The 14,244-nt window shown below is 49.0% G+C and carries 19 protein-coding genes, 3 tRNA genes and 1 pseudogene; 7 read left to right on the top strand and 16 right to left on the bottom strand.

Annotated features, from left to right (window positions below):
- Positions 1-129: 129 nt before the first annotated feature.
- Positions 130-633, top strand: a complete 504-nt coding sequence (locus ACJHXB_RS14165) for a non-heme ferritin-like protein (RefSeq protein WP_000179469.1) — start codon at positions 130-132, stop codon at positions 631-633.
- Between the two features lie 79 nt (positions 634-712).
- Here ACJHXB_RS14165 and yecJ read toward each other — a convergent pair whose 3' ends face one another.
- Complete coding sequence (gene yecJ / locus ACJHXB_RS14160) at positions 713-964, bottom strand: DUF2766 family protein YecJ (RefSeq protein WP_000082127.1); 252 nt, start codon at positions 962-964, stop codon at positions 713-715.
- 113 nt (positions 965-1,077) lie between these two features.
- Positions 1,078-1,164 carry a stress response protein AzuC gene (gene azuC, locus ACJHXB_RS14155; RefSeq protein WP_010723106.1) on the bottom strand — a complete coding sequence of 29 codons (87 nt, stop codon included), beginning with the start codon at positions 1,162-1,164 and terminating at the stop codon, positions 1,078-1,080.
- A 262-nt stretch (positions 1,165-1,426) separates the two neighbouring features.
- Here azuC and ACJHXB_RS14150 point away from each other — a divergent pair, with 262 nt between their 5' ends.
- A complete protein-coding gene (locus ACJHXB_RS14150) occupies positions 1,427-1,750 on the top strand; it encodes a YecR-like lipofamily protein (RefSeq protein WP_001237859.1) in 324 nt (107 codons plus the stop codon).
- A gap of 170 nt (positions 1,751-1,920) precedes the next feature.
- A complete protein-coding gene (ftnA, locus tag ACJHXB_RS14145; protein ID WP_000917208.1) occupies positions 1,921-2,418 on the top strand; it encodes a non-heme ferritin in 498 nt (165 codons plus the stop codon).
- A gap of 37 nt (positions 2,419-2,455) precedes the next feature.
- Here the strand turns inward: ftnA and ACJHXB_RS14140 are convergent, their stop codons facing one another.
- The gene (locus ACJHXB_RS14140) at positions 2,456-2,695 is read right to left on the bottom strand and encodes a YecH family metal-binding protein (protein WP_000377224.1); all 240 of its coding nucleotides are present in this window, start codon (positions 2,693-2,695) and stop codon (positions 2,456-2,458) included.
- A 190-nt stretch (positions 2,696-2,885) separates the two neighbouring features.
- Between ACJHXB_RS14140 and tyrP the strand changes: the two genes are divergently transcribed.
- On the top strand, positions 2,886-4,097 hold the full coding sequence (tyrP, locus tag ACJHXB_RS14135) for a tyrosine transporter TyrP (RefSeq protein ID WP_000797561.1): 1,212 nt from the start codon (positions 2,886-2,888) through the stop codon (positions 4,095-4,097).
- A 61-nt stretch (positions 4,098-4,158) separates the two neighbouring features.
- Here the strand turns inward: tyrP and yecA are convergent, their stop codons facing one another.
- The 7 genes from yecA to uvrY form a co-directional block, all read right to left on the bottom strand.
- Entirely contained in the window at positions 4,159-4,824 is a 666-nt protein-coding gene (gene yecA / locus ACJHXB_RS14130) for a UPF0149 family protein YecA (protein ID WP_000847874.1), read from the bottom strand.
- Between the two features lie 195 nt (positions 4,825-5,019).
- Positions 5,020-5,106: transfer RNA gene (locus ACJHXB_RS14125), tRNA-Leu, on the bottom strand.
- 12 nt (positions 5,107-5,118) lie between these two features.
- Positions 5,119-5,192, bottom strand: a tRNA-Cys gene (locus ACJHXB_RS14120).
- A gap of 54 nt (positions 5,193-5,246) precedes the next feature.
- A tRNA-Gly gene (locus ACJHXB_RS14115) sits at positions 5,247-5,322 on the bottom strand.
- A gap of 151 nt (positions 5,323-5,473) precedes the next feature.
- A complete protein-coding gene (gene pgsA, locus ACJHXB_RS14110; protein WP_001160187.1) occupies positions 5,474-6,022 on the bottom strand; it encodes a CDP-diacylglycerol--glycerol-3-phosphate 3-phosphatidyltransferase in 549 nt (182 codons plus the stop codon).
- Positions 6,023-6,078: 56 nt separating this feature from the next.
- The gene (uvrC, locus tag ACJHXB_RS14105; RefSeq protein ID WP_001283421.1) at positions 6,079-7,911 is read right to left on the bottom strand and encodes an excinuclease ABC subunit UvrC; all 1,833 of its coding nucleotides are present in this window, start codon (positions 7,909-7,911) and stop codon (positions 6,079-6,081) included.
- On the bottom strand, positions 7,908-8,564 hold the full coding sequence (gene uvrY / locus ACJHXB_RS14100; RefSeq protein WP_000611328.1) for a UvrY/SirA/GacA family response regulator transcription factor: 657 nt from the start codon (positions 8,562-8,564) through the stop codon (positions 7,908-7,910). Before uvrY ends, uvrC begins: the two co-directional genes overlap by 4 nt.
- A gap of 141 nt (positions 8,565-8,705) precedes the next feature.
- Between uvrY and ACJHXB_RS14095 the strand changes: the two are divergent.
- The 3 genes and pseudogenes from ACJHXB_RS14095 to yecF form a co-directional block, all read left to right on the top strand.
- Positions 8,706-8,777: pseudogene (locus tag ACJHXB_RS14095) on the top strand (transcriptional regulator); the annotation flags it as partial.
- An 82-nt stretch (positions 8,778-8,859) separates the two neighbouring features.
- Positions 8,860-9,036 (top strand): protein YecU, encoded by a 177-nt coding sequence (yecU, locus tag ACJHXB_RS14090; protein ID WP_000590347.1) that lies wholly within the window; start codon positions 8,860-8,862, stop codon positions 9,034-9,036.
- Complete coding sequence (yecF, locus tag ACJHXB_RS14085; protein ID WP_000106474.1) at positions 9,023-9,247, top strand: DUF2594 family protein YecF; 225 nt, start codon at positions 9,023-9,025, stop codon at positions 9,245-9,247. Before yecU ends, yecF begins: the two co-directional genes overlap by 14 nt.
- Before the next feature lie 66 nt (positions 9,248-9,313).
- Here the strand turns inward: yecF and sdiA are convergent, their stop codons facing one another.
- The 6 genes from sdiA to fliZ all read right to left on the bottom strand — a co-directional run bounded on the left by sdiA (position 9,314) and on the right by fliZ (position 14,228).
- The gene (gene sdiA / locus ACJHXB_RS14080) at positions 9,314-10,036 is read right to left on the bottom strand and encodes a transcriptional regulator SdiA (RefSeq protein WP_001154271.1); all 723 of its coding nucleotides are present in this window, start codon (positions 10,034-10,036) and stop codon (positions 9,314-9,316) included.
- Between the two features lie 229 nt (positions 10,037-10,265).
- Positions 10,266-11,018, bottom strand: a complete 753-nt coding sequence (tcyN, locus tag ACJHXB_RS14075) for an L-cystine ABC transporter ATP-binding protein TcyN (protein WP_001272991.1) — start codon at positions 11,016-11,018, stop codon at positions 10,266-10,268.
- Positions 11,015-11,683: a cystine ABC transporter permease gene (gene tcyL, locus ACJHXB_RS14070; protein ID WP_001158220.1), complete on the bottom strand. Its 669-nt coding sequence runs from the start codon at positions 11,681-11,683 to the stop codon at positions 11,015-11,017. The genes tcyN and tcyL overlap by 4 nt, the downstream gene beginning before the upstream one ends.
- A gap of 14 nt (positions 11,684-11,697) precedes the next feature.
- Positions 11,698-12,684, bottom strand: a complete 987-nt coding sequence (gene dcyD / locus ACJHXB_RS14065; protein ID WP_001128215.1) for a D-cysteine desulfhydrase — start codon at positions 12,682-12,684, stop codon at positions 11,698-11,700.
- 104 nt (positions 12,685-12,788) lie between these two features.
- Positions 12,789-13,589, bottom strand: a complete 801-nt coding sequence (tcyJ, locus tag ACJHXB_RS14060; protein ID WP_001295643.1) for a cystine ABC transporter substrate-binding protein — start codon at positions 13,587-13,589, stop codon at positions 12,789-12,791.
- 87 nt (positions 13,590-13,676) lie between these two features.
- Positions 13,677-14,228, bottom strand: coding sequence for a flagella biosynthesis regulatory protein FliZ (fliZ, locus tag ACJHXB_RS14055; protein ID WP_001366384.1), 552 nt, complete (start codon positions 14,226-14,228; stop codon positions 13,677-13,679).
- Between the last annotated feature and the right edge of the window lie 16 nt (positions 14,229-14,244).

Below are 14,244 nucleotides of genomic sequence, written 5' to 3'. Positions count from 1 at the left end.
CAGATCATCGTCAGAATTGACTCCACGATCACATTTCGGACCGGCAGAAAGGAATTATTCTGCAAACAGTAATTATGGTGTTTTGATTTATCTTGCACCTCTCCACTTCTGGATATAAGGATATTAGGTATGGCAACCGCTGGAATGCTTCTCAAACTCAACTCTCAAATGAACCGCGAGTTTTACGCATCCAATCTCTACCTTCACCTGAGTAACTGGTGTTCTGAACAGAGTCTGAACGGCACCGCCACTTTCCTTCGCGCCCAGGCACAGAGTAACGTGACCCAAATGATGCGCATGTTTAACTTTATGAAGAGTGTCGGCGCTACCCCCATCGTTAAAGCCATTGATGTTCCCGGTGAAAAACTGAACTCTCTGGAAGAACTGTTCCAAAAAACGATGGAAGAATACGAGCAACGTTCAAGCACGCTGGCGCAGTTAGCCGATGAAGCGAAAGAACTGAATGATGATTCAACCGTCAATTTCCTGCGCGATCTGGAAAAAGAACAGCAGCATGATGGCCTGTTGCTGCAAACCATTCTTGATGAAGTGCGCAGTGCGAAACTTGCGGGTATGTGCCCTGTGCAGACCGACCAACATGTTCTGAATGTCGTGTCGCATCAGCTGCATTGATCATACATCGGCGCTAATGCATTGCGCCGATGAAGTTTTTGAGAAACCGCTGCCTCATCTTTTTGAAGCAGCGGTTTTTTTAATGGGATTCGCCCTGTGGGGTAAACTTGAGTTCAATCAGCGCGATGGCTTTTTGGATTGCCCGCATGGTGACCGGGTCTGCGGCGGCGGGATGGTTAGTAAAGTCGATATTCTTCAGCTGGCTGGACATTTTTTCACGAACTTCAACGGGCGCGATTACATCGAGAACATCCAGAATTTGTTTGATAACCAACTGGCAAGCAACCACATCAGAAACCAGTTCCTGATCGGCATTCAGCGGCTGGGACATCGTAAACTCCTGATAGCATTTTGAAAGCCGTTATAGTAGCGGCTTCACATCTTCAGCGATAGTCACATCCACCGTCATCAGGACACAAAAAACCTGCCGGAGCAGGTTTTTTGTTATCGGAACATATTGCCTGGCGGTACGTCTTTGAACGTCTTGCAATAGTTGTTGAACATACTTTTCAGGATTTTGCGCAGTTTCATCGCGGCACTCCGACCATTTGTTATACAGGTGTTATTGTCTTTGCGCTTATAATATGACAACCATCACAAAAATCAATCTTTATGTGATGCAAATCACATAAATACCCCTTTAATGTTATAAAAATGATAATCAAAAAGCAGCTACCCCCTTTCTGACACCTACAGATGGCAAGAAATAGCGCCTGCCAGGCGTCTTTTCCGGCCATTGTCGCAGCGCTGTAACGCGTAAAATACTGCTTTCTTTTACTCTTCTGGCTGGACCATGAGACTTCTGATTCTGACTCTTTCATTAATAACGCTGGCGGGGTGCACAGTTACTCGCCAGGCTCATGTGGGCGAAGTTGACGCGGCAACAGGTATTGTTCGGTTGGTTTATGATCAGGCTTTTTTGCAGCATGCCCGTACCGATCGTTATGTCAGTCGCGGGATCGCCGATCGCGCATGCCAGCAGGAAGGCTATACCCACGCTATCCCCTTTGGTCAGCCAGTAGGCAACTGTAGCCTCTTTGCGGGTTCCTTATGTTTGAATACGGAATTCACTTTGTCATATCAGTGCCATCATTCCGCCTTCCCTGTCTTTCTCTAAATATTTTAATCAGCGAGGGGATCTTCGCTGATTAAAGAAATAGCGGTAATGCGTTTTATTCCCATTCGTATTTTTAATAAATGAAGTTTATATTTTACCTTTTGCAAATAATAAAATAACAAATTATAGTGACGCCACAGCAACAAATATAACCTTTGTGGAGCACTATCATGCTGAAACCAGAAATGATTGAAAAACTTAATGAGCAGATGAACCTGGAACTGTACTCTTCACTGCTTTATCAGCAAATGAGCGCCTGGTGCAGCTATCATACCTTCGAAGGTGCTGCCGCGTTCCTGCGCCGCCACGCCCAGGAAGAGATGACGCATATGCAGCGTCTGTTTGATTATCTGACTGATACCGGCAATTTACCGCGTATTAATACCGTTGAATCTCCGTTTGCTGAATATTCCTCACTTGATGAATTATTCCAGGAAACCTATAAACACGAACAATTAATCACGCAGAAAATTAACGAACTGGCTCATGCTGCAATGACCAATCAGGACTACCCAACTTTTAATTTCCTGCAATGGTATGTTTCTGAGCAGCATGAAGAAGAGAAACTGTTCAAATCGATTATTGATAAATTAAGCCTGGCAGGCAAAAGCGGCGAAGGTTTGTATTTTATCGACAAAGAACTCTCTACCCTCGACACACAAAACTAATGTTCTCCGGCGGCAGGTTTACTGCCGCCGTTTCAAATCAGTGACGGCAAATCTTACTCTGATCGGTCGAAAAACCTTCTTCCGAAGGTATAAATTTGCCTTTTGCTGCCAGAAACGCTACCAGCTCTCCCGCTGTCATCCCTTCTGCCGAGCAAGTGTGAAAACGTGCCTGTTCACCAAAACGCGCTTTAATCGCAGCTTCCAGACTGGCATGCGTATATTGCTCACCTGATTCAATCATCATATTTAACACTTCATGACCGTGAATAGAGTCCATCGTTCCTCCTCGAAAAAAGGCTAGCGTAGCGATTGCCGCTTACCAAGACTTTGCGCCAGCGCAGGACTGAACGCATTTTATTGTACATTTATATTTACACCATATGTAACGCCGGCTTGACGAAGCAGCCGTTATGCCTTAACCTGCGCCGCAGATATCACTCATAAAGATCGTCAGGACAGAAGAAAGCGTGAAAAACAGAACTCTGGGAAGTGTTTTTATCGTGGCGGGAACCACAATTGGCGCAGGCATGCTGGCAATGCCGCTGGCTGCGGCAGGTGTTGGTTTTAGCGTCACGTTAATCTTGTTGATTGGGCTTTGGGCGTTGATGTGCTACACGGCGCTATTACTGCTGGAGGTGTACCAGCATGTACCGGCAGATACTGGCCTGGGCACGCTGGCAAAACGCTATCTGGGACGCTACGGTCAGTGGCTGACGGGCTTCAGTATGATGTTCTTAATGTATGCTCTGACTGCGGCATACATCAGCGGTGCCGGTGAATTGTTGGCCTCCAGCATCAGCGACTGGACAGGTATTTCAATGTCGGCAACCGCTGGCGTGCTGTTGTTCACTTTTGTTGCCGGTGGCGTGGTTTGTGTCGGGACATCGCTGGTCGATTTGTTTAACCGTTTTCTGTTCAGCGCCAAGATTATTTTTCTGGTGGTAATGCTGGTACTACTGCTGCCGCATATTCACAAAGTGAATCTTTTAACCCTGCCGTTGCAACAGGGGCTGGCACTATCTGCAATCCCGGTGATTTTTACATCGTTTGGTTTTCACGGTAGCGTGCCGAGTATTGTCAGCTATATGGATGGCAACATTCGTAAGCTACGCTGGGTGTTTATAATCGGTAGTGCGATCCCCCTGGTGGCATATATTTTCTGGCAGGTGGCGACGCTTGGCAGCATTGATTCAACAACCTTTATGGGATTGCTGGCTAATCATGCCGGATTAAACGGGCTGTTACAGGCGTTACGCGAAATGGTAGCCTCTCCGCATGTTGAACTGGCGGTGCATTTATTTGCTGATTTAGCCCTCGCCACGTCATTTCTCGGCGTTGCGTTAGGCTTATTTGATTATCTGGCTGATTTGTTTCAGCGTTCAAATACCGTTGGTGGACGATTGCAAACTGGTGCAATTACCTTTCTGCCGCCGTTAGCGTTTGCACTGTTTTATCCACGAGGATTTGTGATGGCGCTGGGTTACGCCGGTGTGGCGCTGGCGGTACTGGCATTGATTATCCCTTCGCTGTTGACCTGGCAAAGCAGAAAGCACAATCCTCAGGCGGGTTACCGGGTGAAAGGTGGTCGTCCGGCGCTGGTGGTGGTGTTTCTCTGTGGTATTGCTGTGATTAGCGTGCAATTTTTGATTGCGGCAGGCTTGTTACCAGAAGTGGGGTGATCAGATAGCCTCAAATTCCTTATTGGGTGCCAGAATTAACGCTGACACCCAATTTGATCTCTTAATGCAGGCAGCACTGCTTAAATTTCTTACCACTACCGCACGGGCAAGGATCATTACGCCCCGGTTTCTCTTCTGCTTTGATCGGTTGCTGAACAGCTTTTTCCTGCGGATGCGCCATCCAGTATGCATGTAAATCAAGCGCCGCCAGTCGAATGGCATCTACGCTCTCTTCAAACGCTTCTGGCGACATCTTCTCTACCCGCTCGAAGTTTTCCTCAGTACCGTGCAGCGCAATCGCATCCAGCGCTGGTTTTAACGAATCGGGCAACGTTGACCAGTCAGAAAGTGCCACGCCCCGCATATAGCCAAAGCACCACTCCTCAACAATCGTCAGCTCGCTGCCATCGACTTCTCGCAAGCCGAATAACGGCTCAAACTGCTCCGGGAATTCGTTCAGACGCTCTGCGGTATCGGCCATATGTTGAAAAGCCAGGTTCATAAAGCGTGTCATCTCTTTCTCTGACGCCCAGTGCGGCACATAGTCAGCCCCACCCCACACGGCAACCAGCCACTGTGCCGGTTCAATCTCTTGCGGAGAACTCAACACCGCCGTCAATAAACCGTCCAGCTCCGCCACATCAAGGATGGCGTGGTCAGTGTTGTATTTGGTCAGAATATCGTCCAGCCATTCCAACTCACTTTCGTTTAACGGTCCCGTTTTCATACGCTTTTCCTTGTGGATCTCAACTCGCCAGCACCTATCTTACATGCCGGTCCGTATCAGAGATACTTTTTGAGTGGCTTTGCCGGTGATTAAAAATTAAGGAGGGTGTAACGACAAGTTGCAGGCACAAAAAAACCACCCGAAGGTGGTTTCACGACACTGCTTATTGCTTTGATTTTATTCTTATCTTTCCCATGGTACCCGGAGCGGGACTTGAACCCGCACAGCGCGAACGCCGAGGGATTTTAAATCCCTTGTGTCTACCGATTCCACCATCCGGGCTCGGGAAGAAAGTGGAGGCGCGTTCCGGAGTCGAACCGGACTAGACGGATTTGCAATCCGCTACATAACCGCTTTGTTAACGCGCCAAATTCTTCAGGCCTTTCAGCCAGACATCCGCTTGACGCCGATGTCTTTTAAACTGGAGCGGGAAACGAGACTCGAACTCGCGACCCCGACCTTGGCAAGGTCGTGCTCTACCAACTGAGCTATTCCCGCATTCATCAAGCAATCAGTTAATCACTTGATTTTATTATCGTCTGGCAATCAGTGCCGCCGTTCGATGCGTTGCATTCTACTTACCTGGCGCGATGAGTCAACGATATTTTTCACCACTTTTGATCGTTTGCTGAAAATTGCGCCGAAACGATCACTGATCAAGCAAATCTGCACGCGCAGCGCTCAAATATTGCAACATTGACCACAGAGTCAGTACCGCAGCCACAAAGAAAAGTGCAATACCGGCGTACTCAACCCAAATGTTCGGACGCCACAGCAGCCAGGCCAGCGCTACCATCTGGGCAGTGGTTTTCACTTTCCCAATCCAGGAGACAGCCACGCTACTGCGTTTACCCAACTCCGCCATCCATTCGCGTAGCGCAGAAATAATAATTTCACGGGCGATCATCGTTGCCGCCGGCAAGGTCACCCACCAGCTGTGATAATGCTCGGTTACCAGCACCATGGCGATAGCCACGAGAACTTTATCTGCCACAGGGTCAAGGAAAGCACCAAACCGGGTACTCTGGTTCCAGCGGCGTGCCAGAAAACCATCGAACCAGTCAGTCACCGCCGCGACGCAGAAAATGAGCGCGGCGGCAAACGGCGACCAGGTGACAGGCAGATAAAAGACCAATACAAAGAATGGGATAAGGATGACACGGAACAGTGTAAGCAACGTAGGGATATTAAATTGCATAATGACGGGTAACTATCTGTTGTCAGTAAGATTACCCCTATGTTGCTACAGAGACATCAATGTTTCAACGACCAGAAGATCTTTTCTGCCAGACCTTGCGAAATACCCGGCACTTTTGCAATTTCCTCAACGCTGGCGTTACGTAAACCTTGCAAACCGCCCATATATTTCAACAACATTTGCCGACGTTTTGGCCCGACGCCTTCAATGGTTTCCAGGGAACTGGTATTTTTGACCTTCGCCCGTTTCTTACGGTGCCCGCCAATCGCGTGATCGTGTGATTCATCGCGAATATGCTGGATAACATGCAGCGCGGGAGAATCTGGCGGCAAACTAAATCCCTCACCTTCCGGCTCAAAGAACAGCGTTTCCAGCCCAGCCTTACGATCTGCTCCTTTGGCAACGCCAAGTAGCAGCGGATGATTTTTATCCCATGAGACATCCAGTTCGGCGAAGACATTTTTCGCCTGCGCAAGCTGGCCTTTGCCGCCGTCAATAAGGATCACATCCGGGATCTTACTGTCGTCGATGGCTTTACCATAACGCCGACGCAGCACCTGATTCATCGCCGCATAATCATCGCCCGGCGTAATGCCAGTAATGTTATAGCGCCGATACTCCGCACGCAGCGGGCCGTTAGCATCAAACACCACACAGGAGGCGACGGTTTGTTCACCCATGGTATGGCTGATGTCAAAGCACTCCATCCGCTTCACTTCCGGCAATTTCAACACGCTGGCAAGCGCGGTCAGCCGCTGGTGAACGGTAGATTGCTGCGAAAGTTTGCTGGTTAAGGCCGTCGCCGCATTGGTACGCGCGAGTTTCAGATAACGCGCCCGATCGCCGCGAGGTTTGGTTTGAACATTAATCTTGCGTCCCGCCAGTTCTGAAAGGGAATCGGCGAGCAGCGTTTTATCGCTAAGATTAAAATCGAGCAGGATCTCACCCGGTAAGGTGCGCATCTGGCTGCCTTGTAAATAGAACTGACCTACGAAGGTTTCCACCACCTCGCTCAGTTCCGTACCTCCAGGCACTTTCGGGAAATAGCTGCGGCTGCCGAGCACTTTGCCCTGACGAATGAACAATACGTGGACACAAGCCATGCCCGCATCGAACGCCACACCAATAACGTCAAGGTCGTCGCCGGTATTGGACACAAACTGTTTTTCGGTGACGCGTCGCACCGCCTGAATTTGGTCGCGAATACGTGCCGCTTCTTCAAACTCCAGATTCTGGCTGGCAGTTTCCATACGACTAATGAGTTGCGTAAGCACCTGATCATCTTTGCCAGACAAAAACAGGCGCACATACTCGACCTGCTGAGCGTATTCTTCTTCACTCACAAGTCCTTCAACGCACGGTCCCAGACAGCGCCCTATCTGATATTGCAGACACGGACGCGAGCGATTGCGATAAACACTATTTTCGCACTGGCGAATGGGGAATATCTTTTGCAGTAGCGCCAGTGTTTCACGTACGGCATAGCCATTCGGGAACGGGCCGAAATATTCACCTTTAGCATGCTTCGCACCACGATGCATCGCCAGACGCGGATGGGTATCGCCACTCAGGAAGATAAAGGGATAAGATTTATCATCGCGTAGCAAAACGTTGTAACGCGGCTGATAGAGTTTGATGTAGTTGTGTTCCAGCAACAGCGCTTCGGTTTCTGTATGAGTAACCGTTACATCAATTTGCTGGATCTGGGCGACCAGCGCTTCGGTTTTGCGCGAAGCGAGGTTGCTACGGAAATAGCTGGAAAGCCGTTTTTTCAGGTCTTTCGCTTTGCCGACATAGATAACCGTACCACCAGCATCGTACATGCGATAAACGCCTGGCTGGCTGGTTACGGTTTTTAAAAACGCTTTTGCGTCAAACTGATCACTCACTGACTTGATAATGTCTCCGCATTACACAGACCATGGCGAATTGCCAGGTGAGTCAGCTCAACATCGCCATGAATGTTTAGTTTACTGAACATACGATAGCGGTAGCTGTTCACCGTTTTCGGACTGAGATTGAGCTGTTCTGAGATCTCATTGACCTTCTGGCCCTTGGTGATCATCAGCATAATCTGCAATTCACGTTCAGACAAACTGGCAAATGGGCTTTCTGTTTTTTCTGGTTCGATCTGGCTTAACGCCATTTGTTGAGCGATGTCAGAAGCAATGTAACGCTGCCCTGAATAGACAGAACGGATCGCACTCACGACTTCCTGCGGAGCCGCGCCTTTGCTGAGGTAGCCCGCAGCACCGGCCTGCATGACTTTCGCTGGTAAAGGGTTTTCTGTATGGACGGTAAGCATGATGATTTTGACATCAGCTGTGGAACGTGCGATTTTACGCGTCGCCTCAAGACCGCCAATGCCCGGCATACTCATGTCCATTAGCACCACGTCAACGGCATTTGCCCGGCACCATTTAACGGCGTCTTCACCGCACGATGCCTCTCCGACGACTTTTATACCCTTTATATCTTCCAGAATGCGTCGTATCCCTGCGCGCACCAGTTCGTGGTCATCAACAAGTAGAACGTTGATCAAAGGAATATCTCCAGAAATAGGGATAACGCTACTGATAGTTAGTCATTCGTATATTAGCGGTTTTTATTGCAACTTTGAAACGTTAAAAATGGTGGGTATTCGATTTTTCTCTCGTTTTTGTCAATTCGATTGTCCACAGTTATGGTCACGCCCGTCACCAACGGCTTACCGGATCGTTTCACAGCAAGCCCTGCGACGAAATGTGACAAAAATTGACTTTATTCAGCAAAAATGAAAATCAGCCCGCTGAATATGTAACATTAATTAACCCGAACAATACGGGCAAAAAACATTCATGATAAAAATATTTATTGGTCATTATATTAACGTATTTTATAGCACTGCCGATATCACGCTCAAAAAACAACCACTGCTATTTTTAGCAAAGCTTATGGTATACTCCGCCGCCTTAACATTTTTCACCGCAAATTTTCATTGCAACATGACGAGGAAAATAAATGAGTACGCCTGATTTTTCTACTGCCGAGAATAATCAAGAACTGGCAAATGAAGTCTCCTGCCTGAAAGCGATGCTGACGCTGATGCTGCAGGCGATGGGACAAGCTGACGCGGGCCGCGTGATGTTAAAGATGGAAAAACAGCTTGCGCTGATCGAAGACGAAACCCAGGCTGCAGTATTTTCCAAAACGGTTAAGCAAATTAAACAAGCCTACCGTCAGTAATATAAAACCGGCTGAGAGCGTGCCTTTCAGCCGGTTTTTGCATCTGGCACGCAGAAAGAAAAGCGATCAAATTAAGCCAGTAGCGGCCGCATAACAGGCCACCTGGGTCTTATTTGGTGCATTGATTTTTTTCTGCATGTTTTTCTGATGGAAATTGACCGTATTCTCAGAGATTGACAAAATCATCGCTATCTCTGCTGATGTCTTCCCTTCCGCCGTCCATTTCAGAATTTCTTTTTCGCGCTTGCTGAAATTCATCTCTGGCGTCATCACTATTTCATCATTTAAACGCATCAGAGCCATCAGACTTTCGCGCACCAGTAACTGCATTTTTAATTGCAGTTCATCACTAAGAATGGGTATTTCGCGCGTGCTGCAACGGGAAAAGGACAAAAAGCCCAGCGCCCGATTTGGCAGCATTAAATACTGAGTGACACCGCGGCGTAAACCATGCGCGCGCGCGGCTTCCCATAACGGCTGAGCTTCGCTGAATAAGTCATCATTCCACATTAAATGGCCCTGACTAAAGTTTTCAGGGTTCAGAACAGGATCAATTGCGAGAAAATTTTTTGCCTGATAATAACTAACCCACGCCTCAGGGTAATTGGTGTAGAAAGCCACTTTAGGTCGCGTGAATGGTACCGGGTGGCGAACACATAACGAATAGTAATCGTACTCCAGCTGCTGAGCCTGAAGCTCTATTTCATGGTAGACCTCTTCTGCGGCCTCCATCCTCTGAAAACGCAACAGCATCGTGCGACGCCAGCTGAAAAAATCCGTATCCTGCATAGTAAACCGCAACGCCCCTGAGAGTGAGTATCATTTATAATGATAATTCAAACTATCACATAAATAAGATTTATATATAATTTATATTATTCAGGCAATGAATTACTTTTGCAAGCCATCGCATTCTCTTATGTTATTAATGAGTTATGCTGATTTGTTAAGCAGTTTTATCACGTTTGAAGTGGCGCACCGCCCCGACAGGTGAATCGTCGGGGCTGATTTTTTCTTATTATTGCAGCAGAAACTTCTCGAGAAACTGGCGGGTGCGAGGCTGCTCGGGATCGGCAAATAACGCTTTTGCGGCCCCCTGTTCGACTATCCGCCCCTGGTCCATAAAGATCGCCCGGTCCGCAACATCCCGGGCAAAACTCATTTCGTGCGTCACAATCACCATCGTGCGCTTTTCCTGCGCCAGCTGACGGATGGTGTTCAGGACTTCGCCCACCAGCTCTGGATCCAGCGCCGACGTTGGCTCGTCAAACAAAATCACCTCAGGACGCATAGCCAGCGCTCGCGCAATCGCGACACGCTGCTGTTGACCGCCAGACAAACGACGTGGATAGCTGGTTTCTTTACCTGCCAGCCCAACTTTCGCCAGCAGCTCGCGAGCGCGCGCCGTGGCCTCTTCTTTTGGTTCGCCTTTGACGATCACCGGCCCTTCAATAATGTTTTCCAGCACCGTACGATGCGGAAACAAATTAAAGTTCTGGAAGACAAACCCGACGTGCTGACGCAACTGGCGAATCAGCGATTTTTGCTGACTTAATGAACGTGCAGTATCAATGGTGATATCGCCAACGGTGATGGTTCCCGCTTCCGGTTGTTCCAGCAGATTTATGCTGCGTAGCAACGTGGTTTTGCCGGAACCACTCGGACCGATAATTGCCACTACTTCGCCAGGCTTTACCTCGAGGTCGATACCGTGCAGCACCGTCTGACCGTGAAATTTTTTCACCAGGTTCTTAACTTCAATGGCACTCATTTTGGTTCTCTCTCCTGGCGATTAAGTTGATTCTCAAAATGGTTCTGCAACGTCGATAATACTGTCGCCATGATCCAGTAGATGAGCGAAGCCGCCAGGTACATGGTGAACACTTCCAGCGTGCGTGAGGTAATCAACTGCGCCTGACGGAATAGCTCCGGCACCTGGATTGTCGCGGCCAGCGACGTATCTTTTACCAGGCTGATAAAGCTGTTCGACAGCGGCGGCAACGCCACCCGCGCCGCCTGTGGCAAAATCGCGCGACGCATGGTCTGCCACGGCGTCATACCAATACTGGCAGCAGCTTCCCACTGACCTTTATCAATAGAAGAAATGGCGGCGCGCAGCGTTTCGGCAGCATAGGCGGCAGTGTTTAGCGACAGACCAATCATTGCTGACGGAATGGGATCTAGTTCGATGCCAAACTGCGGCAAGCCGTAATAGATCATAAACAGTTGGGCGATGAGCGGCGTACCACGAAAAATAGAGATATAAAAACGCGCCAGCCAGCGCACGGGCCAGATTGGCGAAAGGCGCATCAGCGCGAGAATAAACCCTAGCAGTAAGCCAAAAAACATGCCGCCGATACTGAGTTGCAGCGTATACCCAGCCCCTTTCAGCAGGAACGGCAAGGAATCAATAACCAGTTGTATACTTTCTTGCATGAGCGTTTCCGGAGCTAAACGTGGGGATGATAGGCGAACAGCGCAGGCGCGCCGCCGGTATGAATAAACAGAATCGGCCCTTCATCTTTGAAGCGTTTCTGACTGATACCGTCAATCAGCCCCGCCATCGCTTTTCCGGTATACACAGGATCAAGCAGAATGCCTTCCAGCCGCGCCAGCAATTTCACTGCTTCCATGCCTTCGTCGTTCGGCACGCCGTAGCCAGGTGCAAAATAGTCATCCCAGAGTAAAATTTCCGCTGATGCGGTCAGCTCCAGTTCTTTCGCAATCGCCTGTTGGAGGTTAACCACTTTCGGCAATTGATCGGCAACGGAACGCGACACGGTCACGCCAATCAGTTCGCTTTCAGGCATCAGGTGTTCCAGCCCAACAGCCAGTCCGGCGTGAGTTCCGGCACTGCCCGACGCGACCACCACCGACGAAATATTAACTGCCCCTTCACACTGTTGCGCAATTTCCAGCGCACTCTCCACATAACCCAATGCGCCCAAAGCATTAGAACCGCCAACCGGAATGACATACGGGCGAAAGCCTTGTGCTTCGACTCGCGTCGCCAGCTCTTCCAGTTGGGCATTGGGATCGGTCAGTGCGTCGCACATTTCAATCTGGGTATTGAACAGATCCAGCAACAAACGATTGCCGTTGGTTAAATAGTTTTCTGCGGTTGTGCCAATAGGATTTTCCAGCAGCGCCACGCAGTGCAGACCGAGTTTCGCCGCAACTGCGGCAGTCTGGCGCACATGGTTAGACTGGATCGCGCCGGCAGTAATCAGCGTATCGGCACCTTCGCGCAGGGCATCTGCCGCGAGAAATTCCAGCTTACGTAATTTATTGCCGCCCATAGCCATGGGTGTGACGTCATCCCGTTTGATGAAAATTTCCCGTCCAAGATAATCAGAAAAGCGCGGCAGATATTCGAGCGGCGTTGGCGCGCCGATAAACTCCAACCGTGGAAAACGGGTTAAATTATGCAGTGGCATAACAGCCTCCGATGTGTGTTGTTGTGATTTTCTTATTATGCACGCTGAAAACGCGTAAATAAAAAAGGCGCTAGTGAAAGCGCCCTTTTTTGTCATTATGCTGATTATTTGGTCACATCAGCACCAAACCATTTTTCGGAAAGCGCTTGCAGAGTGCCATCTTTTTGCATTTCCGCAATTGCATCATTCACCGCTTTCAGCAGGTCTTCATTTCCTTTACGCAGCGCCACACCAGACTCCTGACGGGAGAATGCTTCACCGGTTACTGCCAGCGTATCGTTGGTTTTCTTCACCAGATCCAGCGCCGCCAGACGGTCAACGAGGATCGCATCGATACGGCCTACGCGCAAATCCTGATATTTGGTCGGGTCATCATCATAGGTACGCACATCGACGCCCTGAACATTCTGACGCAGCCACTCTTCATAGTTGGTGCCCAGACCGACACCCACTTTTTTGCCTTTCAGATCAGCAGCCGTTTTAATAGTGCCTTCGTTACCTTTTTTCACCAGCGCCTGAATACCAGAAATAGTGTACGGGGTAGAGAAATCGTATTTTTTCTTGCGCTCGTCAGAAATGGTGACCTGATTAATCACCACATCAATGCGTTTAGAGTCCAGCGACGCCAGCATACCGTCCCATTTGGTCGGTTTTAGTGACGCCTCAACGCCAAGATGTTTTGCCAGCTGTTGGGCAAATTCCACTTCAAAACCGGTTAATTTGCCGTCATCCCCCTGAAAACTGAACGGCGGATAAGTTCCTTCCAGCCCTACCAGCAGCGTGCCGCGCTCTTTGACTTTATTAAGCAGACCTTCATCTGCAAAACTTTTAACGCTCATGCCCGCAACCAGCGCCACGGCCATCACACCCATCAATGCCTGACGTCCCAGATGTGCTAATTTCATATTCACCCCGAATGTTGTTATGTCTGTTTGCAGTGTAGAGCCATTGTTTGTAAACACAAAAACAACTCCGCTACATCTTATTCTTATTTAATATATATCAGAAGCAGGCAGGCTGGAGGATTTCTGCACAAGTCCGGTACACGTTTGACGCTGATAGTGTTGATACTTCCGTAATGCGATGCGGTAATTGTTGGTGCTGGTGGTGGGCAGCCACGGGGCGAGGATTTCATCAAGGAAACCACCCTGCAGCTGATCGAGGGAAATATTTTGCTCGTGTAGATGATTCCCCAAACGGCGCAGACGAACGACATATTCACGCACCGTACCTGGGCTCATTTCAGTTTGCTCAAAAAGAAATTGCTTAAAGCCGATAATATCGAAAAAATCACTCTGCGTTTTGCAATGTAAATCACCGCAAAATCGGCACAATGCCGCCCATGATTTTTGTTCCGTTTGCCAGCCATTTTCATCAAGCAGCATGTCCAGGCGGGAAATCTCGATTTTATTCACTATTTTGCCGTCGCGAACGAGGGTAATGCGGTCGAGTAATTTACGGCAATGCGCGCAATGGGTCTGGCTGTGTTTAAAGTCTTTAAGATAGCGGCTTAATGGCCGTCTTTTCAGGTGCTGCACCATCATTAAGAACTCCTGGTAG

It is taken from the genome of Escherichia sp. WS3227_2 (assembly GCF_046486495.1).
Classification (GTDB): domain Bacteria; phylum Pseudomonadota; class Gammaproteobacteria; order Enterobacterales; family Enterobacteriaceae; genus Escherichia; species Escherichia coli.
The sequence above is the reverse complement of the archived record's forward strand: the minus strand, read 5'-3'. Positions and strand labels throughout refer to the sequence as shown.